General features: G+C 66.8%; 18 protein-coding genes, 1 tRNA gene and 1 riboswitch. Of the genes, 13 read left to right on the forward strand and 6 right to left on the reverse strand.

Annotated elements, in window-relative coordinates; genetic code table 11:
- Window positions 1–251 precede the first annotated feature (251 nt).
- Together AC1M2K_RS12690 and ligA are read left to right on the forward strand one after the other, a co-directional pair.
- On the forward strand, window positions 252–1,517 hold the full coding sequence (locus tag AC1M2K_RS12690; RefSeq protein ID WP_480241268.1) for an MFS transporter: 1,266 nt from the start codon (window positions 252–254) through the stop codon (window positions 1,515–1,517).
- 53 nt (window positions 1,518–1,570) lie between these two features.
- The gene (ligA, locus tag AC1M2K_RS12695) at window positions 1,571–3,892 is read left to right on the forward strand and encodes an NAD-dependent DNA ligase LigA (protein ID WP_480241269.1); all 2,322 of its coding nucleotides are present in this window, start codon (window positions 1,571–1,573) and stop codon (window positions 3,890–3,892) included.
- A 103-nt stretch (window positions 3,893–3,995) separates the two neighbouring features.
- Here the strand turns inward: ligA and AC1M2K_RS12700 are convergent, their stop codons facing one another.
- On the reverse strand, window positions 3,996–5,711 hold the full coding sequence (locus AC1M2K_RS12700; RefSeq protein ID WP_480241270.1) for a long-chain-fatty-acid--CoA ligase: 1,716 nt from the start codon (window positions 5,709–5,711) through the stop codon (window positions 3,996–3,998).
- 109 nt (window positions 5,712–5,820) lie between these two features.
- On the opposite strand from AC1M2K_RS12700, the gene gatC reads away from it, so the two are divergent.
- The 4 genes from gatC (at window position 5,821) to AC1M2K_RS12720 (ending at window position 9,853) form a co-directional block, all read left to right on the forward strand.
- Entirely contained in the window at window positions 5,821–6,120 is a 300-nt protein-coding gene (gene gatC, locus AC1M2K_RS12705; protein WP_480236771.1) for an Asp-tRNA(Asn)/Glu-tRNA(Gln) amidotransferase subunit GatC, read from the forward strand.
- Window positions 6,120–7,631, forward strand: a complete 1,512-nt coding sequence (gene gatA / locus AC1M2K_RS12710; protein ID WP_480236770.1) for an Asp-tRNA(Asn)/Glu-tRNA(Gln) amidotransferase subunit GatA — start codon at window positions 6,120–6,122, stop codon at window positions 7,629–7,631. Before gatC ends, gatA begins: the two co-directional genes overlap by 1 nt.
- Window positions 7,631–9,145 (forward strand): Asp-tRNA(Asn)/Glu-tRNA(Gln) amidotransferase subunit GatB, encoded by a 1,515-nt coding sequence (gene gatB / locus AC1M2K_RS12715; protein WP_480236769.1) that lies wholly within the window; start codon window positions 7,631–7,633, stop codon window positions 9,143–9,145. Before gatA ends, gatB begins: the two co-directional genes overlap by 1 nt.
- Window positions 9,146–9,259: 114 nt before the next feature.
- Window positions 9,260–9,853 (forward strand): hypothetical protein, encoded by a 594-nt coding sequence (locus AC1M2K_RS12720; protein WP_480236768.1) that lies wholly within the window; start codon window positions 9,260–9,262, stop codon window positions 9,851–9,853.
- Between the two features lie 21 nt (window positions 9,854–9,874).
- Here AC1M2K_RS12720 and AC1M2K_RS12725 read toward each other — a convergent pair whose 3' ends face one another.
- Window positions 9,875–10,306, reverse strand: a complete 432-nt coding sequence (locus tag AC1M2K_RS12725) for a VOC family protein (RefSeq protein ID WP_480241271.1) — start codon at window positions 10,304–10,306, stop codon at window positions 9,875–9,877.
- A 58-nt stretch (window positions 10,307–10,364) separates the two neighbouring features.
- Between AC1M2K_RS12725 and AC1M2K_RS12730 the strand changes: the two genes are divergently transcribed.
- The 7 genes from AC1M2K_RS12730 to AC1M2K_RS12760 all read left to right on the forward strand — a co-directional run bounded on the left by AC1M2K_RS12730 (window position 10,365) and on the right by AC1M2K_RS12760 (window position 16,005).
- Window positions 10,365–10,604: a hypothetical protein gene (locus AC1M2K_RS12730; RefSeq protein WP_480236766.1), complete on the forward strand. Its 240-nt coding sequence runs from the start codon at window positions 10,365–10,367 to the stop codon at window positions 10,602–10,604.
- 91 nt (window positions 10,605–10,695) lie between these two features.
- A complete protein-coding gene (locus AC1M2K_RS12735; RefSeq protein WP_480241272.1) occupies window positions 10,696–11,949 on the forward strand; it encodes a DNA polymerase IV in 1,254 nt (417 codons plus the stop codon).
- Between the two features lie 51 nt (window positions 11,950–12,000).
- The gene (locus AC1M2K_RS12740) at window positions 12,001–12,360 is read left to right on the forward strand and encodes a hypothetical protein (protein WP_480236764.1); all 360 of its coding nucleotides are present in this window, start codon (window positions 12,001–12,003) and stop codon (window positions 12,358–12,360) included.
- A 17-nt stretch (window positions 12,361–12,377) separates the two neighbouring features.
- Window positions 12,378–12,488: riboswitch (TPP riboswitch) on the forward strand.
- 26 nt (window positions 12,489–12,514) lie between these two features.
- Complete coding sequence (locus AC1M2K_RS12745) at window positions 12,515–13,165, forward strand: ECF transporter S component (RefSeq protein WP_480236763.1); 651 nt, start codon at window positions 12,515–12,517, stop codon at window positions 13,163–13,165.
- The gene (locus tag AC1M2K_RS12750; RefSeq protein ID WP_480241273.1) at window positions 13,162–14,664 is read left to right on the forward strand and encodes an ABC transporter ATP-binding protein; all 1,503 of its coding nucleotides are present in this window, start codon (window positions 13,162–13,164) and stop codon (window positions 14,662–14,664) included. The genes AC1M2K_RS12745 and AC1M2K_RS12750 overlap by 4 nt, the downstream gene beginning before the upstream one ends.
- Window positions 14,661–15,443: an energy-coupling factor transporter transmembrane component T family protein gene (locus tag AC1M2K_RS12755; RefSeq protein WP_480236761.1), complete on the forward strand. Its 783-nt coding sequence runs from the start codon at window positions 14,661–14,663 to the stop codon at window positions 15,441–15,443. Before AC1M2K_RS12750 ends, AC1M2K_RS12755 begins: the two co-directional genes overlap by 4 nt.
- Window positions 15,436–16,005 (forward strand): nucleoside/nucleotide kinase family protein, encoded by a 570-nt coding sequence (locus AC1M2K_RS12760; RefSeq protein ID WP_480241274.1) that lies wholly within the window; start codon window positions 15,436–15,438, stop codon window positions 16,003–16,005. Before AC1M2K_RS12755 ends, AC1M2K_RS12760 begins: the two co-directional genes overlap by 8 nt.
- An 18-nt stretch (window positions 16,006–16,023) precedes the next feature.
- Here the strand turns inward: AC1M2K_RS12760 and AC1M2K_RS12765 are convergent, their stop codons facing one another.
- The 4 genes from AC1M2K_RS12765 to orn form a co-directional block, all read right to left on the reverse strand.
- Window positions 16,024–17,256 (reverse strand): D-alanyl-D-alanine carboxypeptidase family protein, encoded by a 1,233-nt coding sequence (locus AC1M2K_RS12765; RefSeq protein ID WP_480241275.1) that lies wholly within the window; start codon window positions 17,254–17,256, stop codon window positions 16,024–16,026.
- Between the two features lie 57 nt (window positions 17,257–17,313).
- A complete protein-coding gene (locus AC1M2K_RS12770) occupies window positions 17,314–17,664 on the reverse strand; it encodes a metallopeptidase family protein (RefSeq protein WP_480236758.1) in 351 nt (116 codons plus the stop codon).
- Between the two features lie 58 nt (window positions 17,665–17,722).
- A tRNA-His gene (locus tag AC1M2K_RS12775) sits at window positions 17,723–17,798 on the reverse strand.
- 49 nt (window positions 17,799–17,847) lie between these two features.
- Complete coding sequence (gene orn, locus AC1M2K_RS12780) at window positions 17,848–18,468, reverse strand: oligoribonuclease (protein ID WP_480241276.1); 621 nt, start codon at window positions 18,466–18,468, stop codon at window positions 17,848–17,850.
- Window positions 18,469–18,489 lie beyond the last annotated feature (21 nt).

The following is an 18,489-nucleotide window of genomic DNA, read 5'->3' on the forward strand; positions in this document are numbered from 1 at the left end:
TTCGGAGTCGCGCCGCGGGTGGTATCCGCCTGACTCGCCACGAATGGACGTTCGGGGGACCTGTGGACCGCACGTTGTGGCGACTCGCCGATGTCGACCGCGATTTGTGGTGATTCGCTGACGCGGGCCGCATGCGGGACAGCTCGACCGACATCGACGGCACGACGACCAGGCCAACGCGCAGCGGCGGACGCGAACAGGGGGTGACGCATCCGCCCCACGCGGGCAGAGCCTGCGGTATCTTGACTCCCGTGGCCACGACGACCGAAGGACCGCTCGTACCGGTCACAGAACCCACCACCCGCGTTCCTGGCCGCTGGATCGCGCTGTTCGCAGCAGCGTGGCTCGGCATCTGGATGGCACAGCTCACGCCGATCCAGCTCCTGCTGCCGTTGCAGGTCGACGCCGCCGTCCATCCGGACGACTGGATCGACAGCGTCGTTGCCTTCGGGATCATCTCCGGTATCGGCGGACTCTGCGCGCTGATCGCCTACCCGCTCACCGGCGCCCTCTCCGACCGGACGACCTCCCGCTTCGGTAGGCGTCGGCCGTGGATGGCAGCCGGGACCGTGGTCTTCGCCGCGTCCCTCGCCCTGCTCGGGTTCCAGACCGACATCGTGGCCGTCGGCATAGCCTGGTGCTTCGCGCTCACCGGCTTCTGCATGCTCACCGCAGCCCTCACCGCCGTGATCTCCGACCAGGTGCCTGTGAACCAGCGGGGGACGGTGTCCGGCTGGATGAGCGCACCGCAGGCGATCGGGATCATCCTCGGCGTCGCCCTCGTCACACTCCTGTCGCTCGGCCAGCTCGTCGGCTACCTCGTGGTCTCCGTCGCGCTCGTGCTCCTCGTGCTCCCGTTCCTGATTGCCCTGCGCGACGAGGTGCTGCCCAGGGAGTCACGGCGACCGCTCACCCCTGCGGCGTTCATCGCCGGCTTCTGGATCAACCCGCGTACACACCCGGACTTCGGCTGGACGCTTCTCGGCCGGATCCTCGTGAACATCGGCAATGCCCTCGGTACGACCCTCCTGCTCTATTTCCTCCAGTACGGCCTGCGGGTGGATGAACCGGAGGACGACCTGCTCCTCCTCACGCTCGTCTACATGCTCTTCGTCATCCTCGCCGCCGTGTTCCTGGGGCGCCTGTCCGACCTGCTCGGACGGCGGAAGTCGTTCGTGTTCGCCGCTGCGGCGTTGCAGGGCCTCGCCGCTCTCGTCCTCGCGTTCGTACCGAGCTTCAGCGCGGCGCTCGTCGCGGCCGGGATGCTCGGTCTCGGCTACGGATGCTTCCTCTGCGTCGACCAAGCGCTCGCGACGCAGGTCCTCCCAGCGCAGGAGGACCGCGGCAAGGACCTCGGGATCATGAACATCGCCACGGCGGTGCCTCAGGCGTTCGCGCCGCTGCTCGGGGCGTTCGTCGTAGCCGCGTCAGGGGGATTCGCGGCGCTGTTCGTCGCCGCAGGCGTCGCCGCCATCCTCGGGGCGCTCGCGATCATCCCCGTCCGTTCGGTGCGCTGACCGCCCGCCGCTACCCCTCTCGCCGTGTCGGTGGCTGTCCCTAGACTGGGCGAGTGACAGAGAGCATCGACCAGCAGACCACGCCGAAAGACCTCGAGAAGGCCGCGGCTGAGGCCGCCGCCCTGACGACACGGATCCTCGAACTCCGTGACGCGTATTACGAGCAGGACGCCTCCCTCGTCTCAGACGCCGACTACGACGCCATGATGCACCGGCTCGAGCTGCTCGAGCATTTCTTCCCCGAACTGCAGGGGCAAGACAGCCCCACCCAGACGGTCGGAGGTCGGGCCCAGGCCTCACTGTTCGACCCGGTCACGCACGCCGAACGGATGCTGAGCCTCGACAACGTCTTCTCCGCCGACGAGCTGCGCGGATGGAGCGAGCGCGTCGAACGCGCCTCCGCCCGCTCGGTGCACTACCTCACCGAGTTGAAGATCGACGGCCTCGCCGTGAACCTCCGGTATGAGAACGGGCGCCTCGTGAGCGCGGCCACCCGGGGTGACGGTGTCGTCGGCGAAGATGTCACCGAGAACGTCGCGTCCATCCGCTCGATCCCGACGAGGCTCGCCGGATCCGGGCATCCCGCCCTCGTCGAGGTCAGGGGAGAGATCTTCTTCCCGGTCGAGGCCTTCCGCGAACTCAACGAACTTCAACTCGCTGCGGGCGAGAAGGTCTTCGCCAACCCGCGCAATGCGGCGAGCGGCAGCCTCCGACAGAAGGCCGAGAGTAAGAACGCGGCCCAGCTGCAGTTGATGAACAACCGCCTCGGCAGGCTCCGGATGCTGGTGCACGGCATCGGCGCATGGCCGAACCCTCCCGTCTCGGCGCAATCGGAGGTCTACGGCCTCCTGTCCGAGTGGGGGCTGCCGACCTCGACCCACTTCCGCGTGTTCGACGGCATCGACGGCGTGATCGGATTCATCGAGCACTACGGCGAGAACCGCGCGAGCGTCGAGCACGAGATCGACGGCATCGTGATCAAAGTCGACGAGCTCGCCCTGCACGACGAACTCGGCGCAACCAGTCGCGCCCCCCGCTGGGCGACGGCATTCAAGTACCCGCCAGAGCAGGTGAACACGAAACTCCTCGACATCGTCGTCAGCGTCGGCAGGACGGGCCGTGCCACTCCGTTCGCTCAGGTCGAGCCTGTCCGTGTCGCCGGGTCGACCGTGAGCCAGGCCACCCTTCACAACCAGGACGTCGTGAAGGCGAAGGGTGTGCTCATCGGCGACACCGTCGTGCTGCGCAAGGCCGGCGACGTCATCCCCGAGATCCTCGGCCCCGTCGTCGAACTCCGTGACGGCACCGAGCGGGCGTTCGTCATGCCCGAGAACTGCCCGTCCTGCGGCACCCCGCTTCGGCCGGCCAAGGGAGGCGACAAGGATCTCCGCTGCCCGAACTCCCGGTCGTGCCCTGCGCAGGTACGCGGTCGAGTCGAACACGTCGGATCCCGTGGAGCACTCGACATCGAGGGTCTCGGTGAGGTCGCCGCCGCAGCACTGACCCAGCCTCTCGGTCCGTCGGCCGCACCGCTCGCCGACGAGAACGGCGACGTCTCAGAGGCACGGCTGTTCGACCTGACCATCGAGGACCTCTTCCCGGTCACGGTCACCGTCTACGACATCGAGACCGGACTCGCCAAACTCGCCGACGACGGTCAAGTCAAGCGCGTCACGCCGTTCAGGCGCAAGAGGAATGTCAAGAAAGACGGCGCATTCGACCCGGATGCCGCCGAGTTCTCCGGCGACGAGGGATCGGTTCCGTCGAAGGGCGCTGTCGAACTCCTGCAGAACCTGCAGTCGGCCAAGACGAAACCGCTCTGGCGCATCCTCGTCTCACTCAACATCCGTCACGTCGGACCAGTCGCAGCTCGAGCACTGGCCGACTACTTCGGGTCGCTCGATGCGATCCGTGCAGCCAGCAGGGAGCAACTGGCAGAGACCGACGGCGTCGGCGGGATCATCGCGGATGCCGTGCTCGACTGGTTCGAGATCGACTGGCACCGCGAGATCATCGACCGGTGGACGGCAGCAGGAGTGCAATTTTCGACTCCGGGCCACCCGGGTCCAGGAGCAGCGGGGGAGGCAGGAGGGGTTCTCGCCGGACTCACCGTGGTCGCCACCGGTTCACTCGAGGGATACAGCCGCGAAGGCGCCCAGGAGGCGATCATCGCCGCAGGGGGCAAGGCAGCGTCGAGCGTGTCGAAGAAAACCGATTTCGTCGCCGCCGGGCCCGGCGCAGGGTCCAAGCTCGGAAAGGCCGAGGAGCTCGGGCTGCGGATCATCGATGCCGCACAGTTCGCCGTGCTCGTCACCCAGGGCCCGAGTGCGCTCGACGGAGCCGGCGACTCGACCGGAGATCCGGACGCCGACTGACCTCAGATTCGACCCCAGGCGCGCCGAGGTGCCCGTAATGGGCGTTCAGGCGATCGAGTTGCCTCAAAAGGTCGTTCGGTCGCGGCCTGAGCGCCGACCGCCCTCAGCGCACGATGTCGGCCTGGCGGCCGGTCTCCTTCTGGAGCAGCTGCTCGCGGACCTGCTTGCGCAGGACCTTTCCGATCAGCGACGTCGGCAGCTCGTCGATGGCGACGATGCGGCGTGGCACCTTGTACGCGGTGAGGTTGTCTCGCGCGAACTGGCGGATCGACTCCCTGTCCAGCTTCTCGCCGGCGCGCAGGACGACCGCGGCGACGACGTCCTCGCCGGAGTGGGCGCTCGGCATGCCGACGACGGCGACGTCCAGGATCGCCGGGTGCTGGCGGAGTGCGTTCTCGACCTCGGTCGGCGCGACATTGAATCCGCCGGTGATGATCAGTTCCTTGATCCGGTCGACGACGCTGACGAATCCGTCGGCATCCATCGTCACGATGTCACCGGTGCGGAACCAGTCGCCGTCGACGAACACAGCGCTGGTCTCCTCGGGCTTGCGGTAGTACCCGGAGAAGACCTGCGGGCCGCGGACGATCAGTTCTCCAGGGGAACCCGGGTCGACGTCTGCGGTCGGGTTCTCCGGGTCGACGATCCGGATCTCGGTACTCGGCAGCGGCAGCCCGACCGTACCGGCCTTGCGTCCCTCCGATACCGGATTCGCCATCAGCACTGGGGAACATTCGCTCAGACCGTAACCCTCGATGAGGTAACCGCCCGTTGCCTTTTCAAACGGAACGACGAGTTCGTCTGGAAGGGCCATCGCGCCCGAAATGCCGATCTCGAGTCCGTGAAGCGAGACGCCTTTCTCCATGGCCCTGGTGAGCAGGCGCTCGGCGATCGGCGGCACGGCGGGCAGGAAGGTCGGCGGATGCTTCTTCGCGGCAGCCAGGACGAGGTCTGGGTCGAACTTCGGGAACAGCACCAGGCGGGCGCCCAGGCTCATGGCGAAGGTGAGACACAGCGTCAGACCGTAAGCGTGGAACATCGGCAGGACGGCGTACACGGTGCACCCGGCGTGTTTGATCGTGGGAGTCCAGGCCCGCGCCTGGGCGGCGTTCGCGAGCAGGTTCGCGTGGGTGAGCACGGCGCCCTTGGGGGCGCCAGTCGTGCCAGACGTGTACTGGATGATCGCCACATCCGTCGACTCGGGACGCGGATGGAAGGAGTCGATCGTCCGCGACGAACTGAGCTTCGACCAGGTGATGGTGTTGTGCGTCTTCGCGGTGAGCGCAGCGCGCGACTCGCGGGCCTTCTTCACCGGGAGGGAGAGCGCCACCCGCATGCCGGCGGGCATCGACCTCGTGATGTCGACGGAGATGAGGGAGTCGACCGCGATGTCCTCCGGGAACTCCTGGACGGTCGACACGACCTTGCTCCAGACGATCGCGACGCGCGCTCCGTGGTCTTCGAACTGGTGCCGCAGCTCACGCGGCGTGTACAGCGGGTTGTGTTCGACCACGACGGCGCCGAGACGCAGCACGGCGTAGAACGCGACGATGTGCTCCGGGCAGTTCGGCAGGACGATCGCGACGGGGTCGCCCTTGGATACACCGAGCTCGCGCAGTCCCTCGGCCACGCGGTGGATCGCGTGCTGGAGCTGGCGGTAGGTCGTCGTCGCGCCGAAGAACTCGAGGGCGACGAACGAGGGGTGGTGTTCTGCTGACGCGTCTACGAGGTCACCCAGACATCCATCCTGCCGGGGGATGTCGTGCGGCACGTTCGGTGCGTAATTGTTCAGCCAGGGACGCGGAGAGGTGTCGGTCACTCGCCTTACTCTAATCGCGGAGCGTTGAGCACGGCGCCGCACGGGCGGGCGGCCGGTGCGTCGCCCAATAGAATGGGAGGACACCCCAGTACTTACCTGACGGAGTCCCATGTCTGAAATTTCTGAGGAGCAGGTGGCGCATCTGGCGAACCTCGCCCGTATTGCCCTCACCCCAGAAGAGATCTCGAGTCTCACCACCGAACTTGACCAGATCGTCGACAGCATCGCCAAGGTGCAGCAGGTGGCGACCCCGGACGTTCCGGCGACGAGCCACCCCGTTCCGCTGTCGAACGTCTTCCGCCCCGACGTCGTGGGCGAGACGCTGACGATCGAGCAGGCGCTTCAGAATGCGCCAGAGCAAGCCGACAACCGGTTCAAGGTCTCGGCGATCCTGGGGGAGGAGCAGTAGTGAGCGACATCATCCGTCTGACCGCCGCCGACCTCGCGCAGAAGCTACAGAGCCGCGAGATCAGCGCCGTCGAAGCCACCCAGGCCCACCTCGACCGCATCACGGCCGTGGACACCGACGTGCACGCGTTCCTCCATGTGTCCGACCACGCCATCGGTACCGCCAGGCGCATCGACGAACGCCGCGCCGCCGGTGAGGAACTCGGCCCACTGGCCGGCGTGCCCCTCGCCGTCAAGGACGTCCTCGTCACGACCGACATGCCGTCCACCTCCGGAAGCAAGATCCTCGAGGGATACATGTCGCCGTTCGACGCGACGGTCGTCTCGAGGTCGCGTGCCGCAGGGCTCATCCCGATCGGCAAGACCAACATGGACGAGTTCGCCATGGGGTCGTCGACGGAGCACTCGGCCTACGGACCGACCAGGAACCCATGGGACCTCGGCCGCATCCCCGGCGGTTCAGGAGGCGGATCGGCCGCAGCCGTCGCTGCTTTCGAAGCACCGCTGGCTCTCGGGAGCGACACCGGTGGATCCATCCGTCAGCCGGCACACGTAACCGGCACCGTCGGCGTCAAACCGACCTACGGTGCTGTGAGCCGCTACGGCGCGATCGCACTGGCCTCGAGCCTCGACCAGGTCGGCCCGGTGACGAGGACCGTTCTCGACGCCGGTCTTCTGCAGGACGTCATCGGCGGGCACGACCCATTCGACTCCACGTCTCTCACGGACACCTGGTCGTCGATGGCGGACGCCGCTCGCGAAGGTGCCCGCGGCGACGTGCTCACAGGACTCAAGGTCGGTGTGGTCCGTGAACTCTCCGGCGAAGGCTTCCAGGCCGGCGTCCAGAGCCGGTTCGACGAAACCGTCGCCCTCCTGCAGAAGCAGGGCGCAGAGATCGTCGAAGTCAGCGCACCGCACTTCGAGTACGCCGTCTCGGCCTACTACTTGATCCTCCCGGCCGAAGCCTCCTCCAACCTGGCGAAGTTCGACTCCGTCCGGTTCGGTATGCGGGTGCAGCCCGAGGGTGGCGGAACCGTCGAGCAGGTCATGGCCGCGACGCGCGAGGCCGGGTTCGGCCCAGAGGTCAAGCGCCGGATCATCCTCGGCACCTACGCTCTCAGCGCCGGGTACTACGACGCCTACTACGGAAGCGCGCAGAAGGTGCGCACGCTGATCCAGCGCGACTTCGACGCGGCGTTCGCACAGGTCGACGTCCTCGTCAGCCCGAGCGCGCCCACGACGGCATTCAAGTTCGGCGAGAAGCTCGAAGACCCGATGGCCATGTACCTCAACGACATCGCCACGATCCCTGCCAACCTCGCCGGCGTGCCCGGCATCAGCGTCCCGATCGGGCTCGCCCCCGAAGACGGGCTGCCGGTCGGCATCCAGATCATGGCGCCGGTCCGCGGGGACGCCAGGCTCTACCGCGTCGGCGCGGCAATCGAAGCTCTGCTCGAGCAGCAGTGGGGTCACACGCTGATCTCGCAGGCTCCGGCACTGGGAGGCAAATAATGGCAAAAGACGCCCTGATGGACTACGACAAGGCCCTCGAACTGTTCGAGCCGGTGCTCGGCTTCGAGGTGCATGTCGAGCTCAACACGAAGACCAAGATGTTCTCGCATGCGCCGAACGAATTCGGTTCGCTCGTCAACACCAACGTCACACCGGTGTGCCTCGGACTGCCCGGCGCGCTGCCGGTCGTCAACGAGCAGGCCGTTCGCTATTCGATCAGCCTGGGCCTCGCCCTCGGCTGCTCGATCGCGCCGTCGTCGCGGTTCGCACGCAAGAACTACTTCTACCCCGACCTGGCGAAGAACTACCAGATCTCCCAGTACGACGAGCCGATCGCCTTCGACGGATCAGTCGACGTCGAACTACCGAACGGCCGCCTCGTGACCGTGTCGATCGAGCGCGCGCACATGGAGGAGGACGCCGGCAAGCTCACGCACGTCGGTGGTTCAACGGGGCGGATCCAGGGTGCCGAATACTCGCTGGTCGATTACAACCGGGCCGGCGTGCCCCTGGTCGAGATCGTCACGGACATCATCTACGGAGCCGAAGCGGATGCTCCTGAACTGGCCAAGGCGTACGTGTCCACCATCCGCGACATCGTCGTGTCACTGGGGATCTCCGACGCCAAAATGGAGCGCGGCAACCTGCGTTGCGACGCGAACATCTCGCTCCGTCCGCGTACGCCGGAGGGTCAGCCTCCCGCACCGCTCGGAACCCGCACCGAGACGAAGAACGTGAACTCGTTGCGTTCGGTCGAGCGTGCGATCCGTTACGAGATCCAGCGCCAGGCGGCCATCCTTGCCTCAGGCGGCACGATCACGCAGGAGACCAGGCACTGGCACGAGGACACCGGCCGCACGAGCGCCGGACGGCCGAAGAGCGATGCTGACGATTACCGGTACTTCCCCGAGCCAGACCTGCTCCCGGTCGAGCCGAGCGCCGAACTCATCGAGGAACTCCGCGCAGCCCTCCCTGAACCACCTGCGGCTCGCCGTCGCCGACTCAAGTCGGACTGGGGCTTCACTGACCTGGAGTTCCAGGATGTGGTCAACGGCGGTCTGCTCGTCGAGATCACTGAGACCGTTGCGGCAGGAGCCACACCGGCAGCTGCCCGCAAGTGGTGGACCGGTGAGATCAGCCGGGTGGCGAACGTGAACGGAGTCGAAGCATCCTCGCTCGTCTCCCCGGAAAACGTCGCAGCACTCGCGGTGCTCGTCGAAGACGGGACACTGACCGACAAACTCGCCCGCCAGGTGCTCGAGGGAGTCATCGCCGGTGAGGGTTCGCCTCAGGAGGTCGTCGACGCTCGTGGGCTCGCCGTCGTGTCCGACGACGGAGCGCTCATCGCAGCCATCGACGAAGCGCTCGCCTCGCAGCCTGACGTGCTCGAGAAGATCCGCGACGGCAAGGTGCAGGCAGCAGGCGCCGTGATCGGCGCCGTCATGAAGGCCATGAAGGGCCAGGCGGACGCAGCGCGCGTTCGCGAACTGGTCCTGGAGCGAGCCGCAGGCTGATGCGATGGCCGGATGTCCGCCGGGTCTGATCCGGCGGACATCCGGCCTCCCCGCGTACGCAGGGAGCCGAAACGGGAACTTCCGTGACCTGATTTTCGGCAGTACGATGCTGCCATGCTGGTCGAGGGCTCGATTCGTTGGCAGATCACAGAGGATTGTCCCTGGGACCTGCTGCTCGCCCTCGCCTTCCGGGATCTCGGCGGACTCACCGACATCTGCGAAGAGCAGATTCCGCCGGTGGATCCTCCGCTCGAGCCGGTGGACCTGCCCGACCTCGACCGGAACGAGCTGGCAGCACAGTGGCGCGGCTGGTGGGCCGGCATCGTCATGCGCGCAACGAGGCCGTTCATCAGCCAGGTGCGACCGCCGCACTTCGAGGTGTTCGACCGGGCACTCGAACTGCAGGAGCTCGTCTACAACTGTTACGCCCAGGCGATGGCCTGGGCAGAAGAACGCCACGTGGAGTACCAGCGCGCGGTCGACGCTCGGGTCCATCCGCTGGCGGACGCCTACGAACTGGTGCAGCGGCGTCAATTCGAACTGCGTCGTCAGACGGGATCGTTCCGACTCGACCTCGAGGTCCTTCCGGTGCGCGGCTCGGGCGCCTGGGTCGTCGCACCGGATACCGTGATTATCAGCGAGACGCTCCGGGACGATCCCGAAGCGTTTCGCGAGTGGTTGAAACCGGTCGTCATCGCCCTGGTCTGAGAGTGGCCTTCTCAGGGCGACTCACGTGCTGAGCGTCACCTTCCCGTCGTCGTCGACGTGCCAGCCGGGGTTGTGCGCGATCTCCCAGACGACACCGTTGGGGTCGGTGACGTGGCCGTGATAACCGCCGAATGCCGCGTGGCGGGGCGATGAGATCAAGGTGGCGCCCGCCGACAGCATCCGTTCCACCGTGCGGTCGACCGCGCCGGGGCTTTCGACGTTGTGCGACAGGGTCAGCCCGTCGATGCGCGTCTCGCTGGCCGGGCGACCGAGATCGGCGGCGAAAGCCGCCTTGTCGTACAGCCCGAGAACGAGCGACGGACCGGTCTGGAAGAAGATGATCTCACCAGGGACATCCGCGAGCGGGCGCCAGCCGAGACCGCGTTGATAGAACGAACGGGCGGCGTCAAGGTTGCCCGTTGCGACCGTGATGAAGTGAATGGTGGGGTCCATGTGGTCCAGCCTGTCGGCCACGCACGCCGACTTCAAGAGATCGGCCTAAGCTGACGCAATGAGTCCTCACCAGTCGCGACTGTCCACCCCTGTGGTCTGGATCCTGGCATCCGGATATTCGGCCCTGATCCTGGGAGCAGGGCTGTGGGTCAGCATCGCCACCGGGAACTGGTTCGCCGTGCTGCTCGCGATCGGCCTCACCGCCCCGGTGGAGGTGCTCCTGCTGAGTCGTTACCGTCGTCGTGCCGCCGACGAACGGGCGTCGGCAGGGGACTCAGGGCCGCGCCTCACCGTGTAGGTGGAATCTTCGAAGGATACCCGCGCCCAGCGAACCCTATTTCCGAACAGAATGTCGGGAGCGTGTCGGCGTCCTGTGGGAGAATCGACTCATGAGCAGGCAGGACGGCAGCGCGAGGCAGGTCACTGCCGACCTCAGCAACGACGAGGGCGCACACATCCTGCACATCGACATGGACGCGTTCTTCGCATCAGTCGAGCTTCTCGACCACCCGGAACTTCGGGGCAAACCGGTGATCATCGGGCACGCAGAGGGCCGCTCGGTGGTGACCAGCGCCACCTATGAGGCGAGGCGCTTCGGGGTGACGGCGGCGATGCCCGTGTCGAAGGCGATGCGGTTATGTCCTCAAGCCGTCGTCCTTCCGCCGCACCACGAGCGGTACACGGACTATTCGCGACAGGTCATGTCGATCTTCAGGGATGCCACACCTCTCGTCGAACCGTTGAGCATCGACGAAGCGTTCCTCGACGTCTCAGGAGCCCGGCGTCTCATCGGTTCGCCCGCCGAGGTCGGCCAGCTGATCCGAGACCGTGTCCAGCGGGAGACGGGGCTGACCTGTTCCGTGGGCGCAGCAGCCACGAAGTTCGTCGCGAAGGTGGCATCCGGCCGGGCGAAACCCGACGGGTTGCTCGTCATCCCTCCCGCAGAGACCCTGGCGTTCCTTCATCCGCTCTCGATCCGTGCCCTCTGGGGCGTCGGGGCGAAGACGGAGGAGGCCCTGCTTCGTATCGGTCTCCACACCGTCGGCGACGTAGCAGACACACCACTCGCCACGCTCCGCAAAGCCGTCGGCGATGCCACCGGCGTCAAACTGCATGAACTCGCGAATGGACGAGACGCACGCTCGGTCGTCACAGCAACCGCGGAGAAGAGCATCGGCCATGAGGTGACGTTCAACGAGGACATCACCGATCCGACGCGACTACGCCTCGAGCTCCTGCGACTCGCCGACCAGGTCGCCGTCCGGCTGCGGAAGGCGGGCCTCTCAGCACGGACGGTCGCGATCAAGGTCCGATTCGACGATTTCACGACGCTCACACGTTCGCACACACTCGCGGAGCCCTCCAACGTCGGACGCCGCCTCTACGAGGAGGCCAACGACCTGTTCACCGCACTGGAGGTCGACGGGAGACCCGTCCGGCTCGTCGGCGTGCGCGCTGAGCAGTTGCTCGACGGCGACGGGGCGATGGCATCGCTCTGGGACCCGGATGAGGAATGGCGCGAGGCCGAGACGACCATCGACTCCCTCCGGGCCCGGTTCGGCGGAGAAGCGGTCAGACGTGCGTCGCTGCTCGGCCGCGGGCGGGGGAGCACAGCGGGAGGAACACGATACCCGCGTGAGTGAGTATCGGCGCAACCCCTTGGTTCGTCCGGTGCAGCCCGATAGCGTGGCGGTATGACAAAACTCGCGCTCGAACTGGCAGACAAATTCAAGGCTGTCGGAGTGACCACCGTGTACGGCGACGCTGTCGACGTGGACGGTGAGAAGCTCATCCCCGTCGCTCTCGCCTGGTACGGCTTCGGCGCCGGCGAAGGAGAAGCCGAAGCAGACACCGCTTCGAAGTCCAACGCCGGACACGGCGCGGGGTCGGGCGGAGGGGGAGGCGGTTTCGCGCTTCCGATCGGTGCCTACATCAAGACCAGGCAGGGGCTCCGTTTCGAGCCGAACGTCGTTTCTCTCGTCGCGGTGGGGATCCCGTTCGTCTGGGCGGTCGGAAAAGCGTTGTCGCTCGTCATCCGCGCACTGAAGAAGTAGCGAATCGCCTAGACTGGCTGCAGTAACACGGGAGTCCGGTGAACCGGGCTGAGAGGAAGATTCCATAATCTTCGACCGTCGAACCTGATCTGGGTAATGCCAGCGCAGGGAGGCAAACCATCTCGCTACCCGTGCCCACGAAAGGGCGCGTATCGTGCATTCAACAATCTCTCCATCGACAACGGCTGCTCCTGCAGCCACGGCCAGGCGGAATCTCCGCTGGCGGGTCGTCGACATCGTCGTGGCCAGTGTCATCGGTGTCGCCTCCGGGGTCATCTTCTGGGCCTGGGGCCTTGCGTGGGGGCCGCTCAGCGCGGCGCTCGCGTTCACCCCAGGACTCGGCGGCCTCCTCGCCGGCGGCTGGCTCTTCGCCGGCGTGCTCGGCGGCCTGGTGATCCGCAAGCCGGGTGCCGCGCTCTACACGGAGCTCGTCGCCGCGGCGGTCTCCGCTCTGATCGGCACCGTGTGGGGTTTTGAGACGCTGATCTGGGGCCTCGTGCAGGGTCTCGGAGCCGAACTCGTCTTCGCGTTGTTCTTCTACGCGAACTGGCGCCTCGGTGTCGCACTGCTCGCCGGCGCAAGCACCGGTCTTGCTGTCGGATTGCTCGACACCACGTTCACGAGCTACGCGGCCCTCGAGGTCAGCGCGAAGGTCACCTACATCGTCAGCGCCATCGTCTCGGGCGTGTTCATCGCCGGACTTCTCTCGTGGTTCGCCGTGCGCGGTCTTGCCGCGACCGGAGCGTTGAGCAGGTTCGCCTCGGGCCGACAGGCCAGGACAGTGGCGGACGCCGGCGGTCGATGATCGACTCGGTCTCTTCCCGCCTCGTCCCTGGCGTGCACGTGCGTGCCAGGGACTGGGGTTGGCGCCATGCCGGCCGCAGTAACGCGGCCGTGTCGTCGCTGACCCTCGACGTCGAACCGGGGGAGCGTGTCCTCCTCCTCGGTGCGTCGGGGGCAGGCAAGTCCACTCTCCTGCAGGCCATCGCCGGTGTGCTCGGCGGCGAGGAAGAGGGCGACGAGTTCGGAGCACTCCTCCTCGACGGCCGACGACCGGCGGATGCTCGCGGCCGCGCGGGTCTCGTCCTCCAGGACCCCGACTCGCAAATAGTTCTCGCACGCATCGGTGACGATGTCGCCTTCTCCTGCGAGAACCTTGGTGTGCCGAGGGACGAGATCTGGGAACGGGTCCGCTGGGCTCTGCGTGCCGTCCGCCTCGACCTGCCGCTCGGCCACTCCTCCTCCAACCTGTCCGGCGGACAGAAGCAACGGCTTGCCCTCGCCGGCGTGCTCGCCATGCGGCCGGGTCTGATCCTGCTCGACGAGCCCACCGCGAACCTCGACCCGGATGGCGTCCGTGAGATCCGCGACGTGGTCGACAGCGTCGTCTCGGAGTCCGGGGCAACGCTCATCGTGGTCGAACACCGGGTCGCGGTCTGGCGCGACGTCGTGGACAGGGTCATCGTTCTCGATCCGTCCGGTGGCGTGCTCGCAGACGGACCGCCGGGCGACGTTCTCGACCGTGAAGGCCCAAGACTCGCCGCCGCGGGTGTCTGGGTTCCCGGAATCCCGCCGACCGTGGCCCCACGACCCCTCCGGGGGTCAGCGGGCGTCGGCCTCCTCCAGGCTCGCGATCTGGCCGTGGGGCGTACACCGTTCGCGACGAATTCCGCCGCCGTGGCGGCATCCGGTCTCGACCTCGTGCTCTCGGAAGGGTCTGGAACGGCTGTCACGGGGCCGAACGGCGCGGGGAAGTCCACACTCGCGCTCACCCTCGCCGGACTGTTGCCCCCCGTCGGCGGCGACCTCGCCGCCACGCCCGCGCTCGCGCGAGGCCTCTCCCCGTCGCCGATCCGCTGGAAGTCCCGCGATCTGCTCACGCGGCTGGGAACGGTGTTCCAGGAGCCCGAGCATCAGTTCCTGGCGTCGACCGTACGGCGCGAACTCGCGGTCGGGCCGCTCGCCCTCAAACTCGCACCGAACGAGGTCCACTCCCGTGTCGACGACCTGCTCGACCGGCTGCGTCTGACCCACCTCGCCGATGCGAACCCGTTCACGCTCTCCGGCGGTGAGAAGCGCCGGCTGTCCGTCGCGACGGTGCTGGCCACCCGGCCCCGAGTACTCCTTCTCGACGAACCGACATTCGGACAGGACGCCGTGACCTGGGGCGAAGTGGTCTCCCTTCTCGGCGAGCTCGTCGATGGTGGGAGTTCCGTCGTCACCGTGACCCACGACCTCGCCCTCGTCGCCGCATTCGCCGATCACGAACTGACCCTCGGGTCGGGCAGCGAGGTCCTGACATGAGTGCGCTGCTCCCCGAGATCCGGGACTCGGCCATCGCCAGGATCAACCCGGTCGCGAAGCTGGCCGTCGCCGTCCTCCTCAGCGTCACCCTCCTGCTGTCGATCGACGTCGTCTCGGCGTCGGTGGCATTGCTGCTCGTCGGTATCCTCCTGTTCTGGTCCGGTCTCGACGCACGCCAGTTCTGGCTGCGGACGGCGCCGCTCTGGCTCGCCGCCCCGTTCGCCGGGCTCACCACCGTGCTCTACGGCGAAGACAGCGGCGCAGTGCTGGCCGAGTGGGGTCCGGTGTCGATCACCGAGGGTTCCGCGGCGCTGGGACTCGCGATCACCCTGAGGGTGCTCGCCATCGGCCTGCCGAGCATCGTGCTCTTTGCGACCACCGACCCCACCGACCTGGCCGACGGCCTCGCCCAGGTGCTGCACCTCCCGGCCAGGTTCGTGCTCGGCGGACTGGCGGGCATGCGGATGATCGGGCTCTTCATCGACGACTGGCGGGCGCTCGGGCAGGCCCGCAGGGCACGAGGCGTCGGGGATGCGAACGTCCTCGCCCGGCTCGGCACGCAGGGATTCGCGCTGCTGGTGCTGGCGATCCGTCGCGGGAGCAAGCTCGCAACCGCCATGGAGGCCAAAGGCTTCGGGTCAGATCTTCCGCGCACGTGGGCCCGTCCTTCGCGCTTCGGATTGGCGGAGGGCGTCCTCATCCTCATCGGGCTGGCGATCGCCTGCGCAGCGGTCACCGCCGCCGTCATGGCGGGGACCTGGAGCTTCATCCTTGACTGAGCCGACGAGCGACCTCCCGGGAGAGATCGACATCGACGAAGCGGTTGCCGTGATTCTCGCCCGCTGCTCGGGTGCCGTCGAAACCGTCCTTCTCGATGGCCCGAGCGGCGCGGGCAAGTCCACGCTGGCCGACGCCCTCGTCAACGGCTGGCCGGGAGCGGTGACTCTCGTCCGCATGGACAACCTCTACCCCGGCTGGGGCGGTCTCGCTGCCGGCAGCGCACACGTTCATGAGCACCTTCTCGCTCCGAGGCGCAGTGGCGGAGAGGCCCGGTGGCGCCGCCACGACTGGGAGAGCGGCAGGCCTGCCGAGTGGCATCCTGTGCCGGCGAACCGGTCGCTCATCGTCGAGGGGTGCGGAGTCCTCACCCGGTCGAACGCACCACTGGCGACGCTGCGGATCTGGCTGGATGCCGACGACCTCGTACGGAAGCACCGCGCTCTCGCGCGTGACCGTGGCGGATTCGACGCACACTGGGACGAATGGGATTCCCAGTACGGAGCGTTTCTCACCGGTGAGAGGCCCTCTGCACACGCGGATGTCCGACTCCGTCTCGCCTGACACCGTCGCAGAATTCGGTCAGAGGGAGTCGAGAAGGGCACCGATCACGGGGAACGGATGCGACAGCCGCCACAACACCCCCGGGTCGTGGAGCGACGAACCCAGCTTGAGCGAAACCGTGCGCTCATCGCCCGGTCCGTCGTCGACACTGATCGTACCGACCTTCGTGCCGGCACCCGCGATCGTCACAGGGTCGGCGTCGACGGTCAGTTCCGGTGTGGTCTGGCCCCACCGGACGCGGTCGGGGGAGAGGCCGGCTACTCCGGATGCCGTCTGGCCCCACTCGGTGCTGAACTCGACGACAGGAGTGCCCTCGGCGATCGCAGGAAGAGGAGTCACGCCGAGTCGTGCACTCTCGACGAGCGCGAGGACGCCGGCTTCGAGGGCAGCCCAGTCCGGCTGCCGGAGAAACGCTCCGTAGACCCGGAACGGTTCTGTCGATCCCTCCGGAACCACATCAAGCGCGAAGAGGAGGCAGATGCCCGCGGCGTCCGTATAGCTGCGCGAGATTCCGGTGACGCCGTTCTCGGGAAGGTACGTCGTGGTGTTCGTGATGCCGCGTCGGCTCGGGAGTCCAGTGACCGGCTCGGCGAGGACCGCCTGGATCACCGGTGTGTCGAGCGCGAGTGCCGACAGCCGTGCGAGGTCGGCTGCGGTTCCGACACTCTGCTCGCTCAGACCGGTCGCGTCGACGACGATCGTCGATGACATGCCCTGCTCGCTGAGCCAGGCGTTCGCGGCATCGACGTACTCAGGGACGGAGCCGTACGCCCAGCGGGCCAGGGTATCCGCGTGGTTGTTGCTCGAGCCGAGCAGCATGGCCTGGAGCATCTCCCGCTCGGTCCATGCGTCGGCCGTGAAGACGGACACCGTGCGCTTCCCGGCCTTCTGATAGTCGACGTATGAGAGATAGTCCGCACTCGTGATCGGAACGGTGGCGCCAGGGGCGTCCTCGGAGATCGGATGCCTGTCAAGGACGACGAGGGCGGTGATCGTCTTGGTGATCCCGGCCATCGGAACGGCCTCTGTGCCGCCGGCGCTGGCGAGTGTCGCCGACGTGGGGGAGTCGGTGACGGCGCTCGAGCCGGTCTCCGGGAGAGCGGGCGGGACAGCGGCGACGGGGTCGGCGAGCTCCACCCGTGTGACGGATGCCGCGGGGAGCGGGCCGAGGAGGGTTGCCGGGCCATACGCGCCGAGGCCGAGGATCACCACGGTGCCGACCAGGACTCCGAGTCCACGCGCTACACCCACTGCTTGCCACCTGAAATCGTCACGCCTCAGGCTAACCCGACCGATGGCGTTTGCCCGTCAGCCCCAGCCGAGGTCGTGCAATTCGTCGTCATCGATTCCGTAGAAATGCGCGATCTCGTGGACAAGCGTGATCCGGATCTGTTCACGGAGCTCGGCATCGTCGTCGACGATCGAAAGGAGCGGTTCGCGATAGATGCTGATCAAGTCAGGGAGCTCGCCGAAGCCGTACTGGTCGCGGTCGGTCAGGGCGGTGCCGTGGTACAGGCCGAGGAGGTCGAGTGAGCCATCCTCCGGCCGATCCTCGATGACGATGGCGACATTCTCGAGCCCGTCGACCATGTCATCGGGCAGGGTGTCGAAAACGTCACCGACGAGGGCTTCGAACGTGTCGGCATCCATGTCGACCATGTCTGTGCACCGTTCCGAGCTACTCGGGCTCAAACACCATGACACGGTGTCTGCTACTTGGGGTGAGTAACGGGGCTTGAACCCGCGACCTCCTGGACCACAACCAGGCGCTCTACCAACTGAGCTATACCCACCATGCGCATCTCACGATCGGGACCGTGCGATTGCAACTATGAGAGTCTATTACACACTTGGGGTGTAGTTGTGCACCACGGACGCCGCGACGGATTTTGCTTCGTCGGAGGTCGGCCCGGGGAGTGGGACGAAAGCGGCTTCGCGGTAGTAGGCGAGTTCGCGGATCGACTCGAGGATGTCGGCAAGAGCCCGGTGCCCACCGTCTTTGGCGGGGGCGTTGAAATAGATCCGCGGGTACCAGCGACGGGCGAGTTCCTTGATCGAGGAGACGTCGACGTTGCGGTAGTGCAGGTGACCGTCGAGTCGCGGCATGAACTTTGCGAGGAACGCGCGGTCGGTGCCGATCGAGTTGCCAGCGAGAGGAGCCTTCTGCTCGTCGGGGACATGGCTGAGGATGTACTCGAGCGCCTGGTACTCGGCATCCGCGAGGCTGACACCGTTCGGGATCTCATCGAGCAGACCAGAGGAACGATGCATGTTCGTCACGAACTCGCCCATGTTGTCGAGCGCGGACGCGTCTGGCTTGATGACGATGCTGATGCCTTCATCGACGGGCTTGAGGTCGAAATCGGTGATCACGACGGCGATCTCCACCAACTCGTCGACAGCGAGGTCGAGCCCGGTCATTTCGCAGTCGATCCATACCAGGAGGTCGCTCACATTACTCATGCCCCCATGCTACTTGTGACC

The sequence above is a fragment of the Mycetocola sp. Y171 genome, from assembly GCF_056713165.1.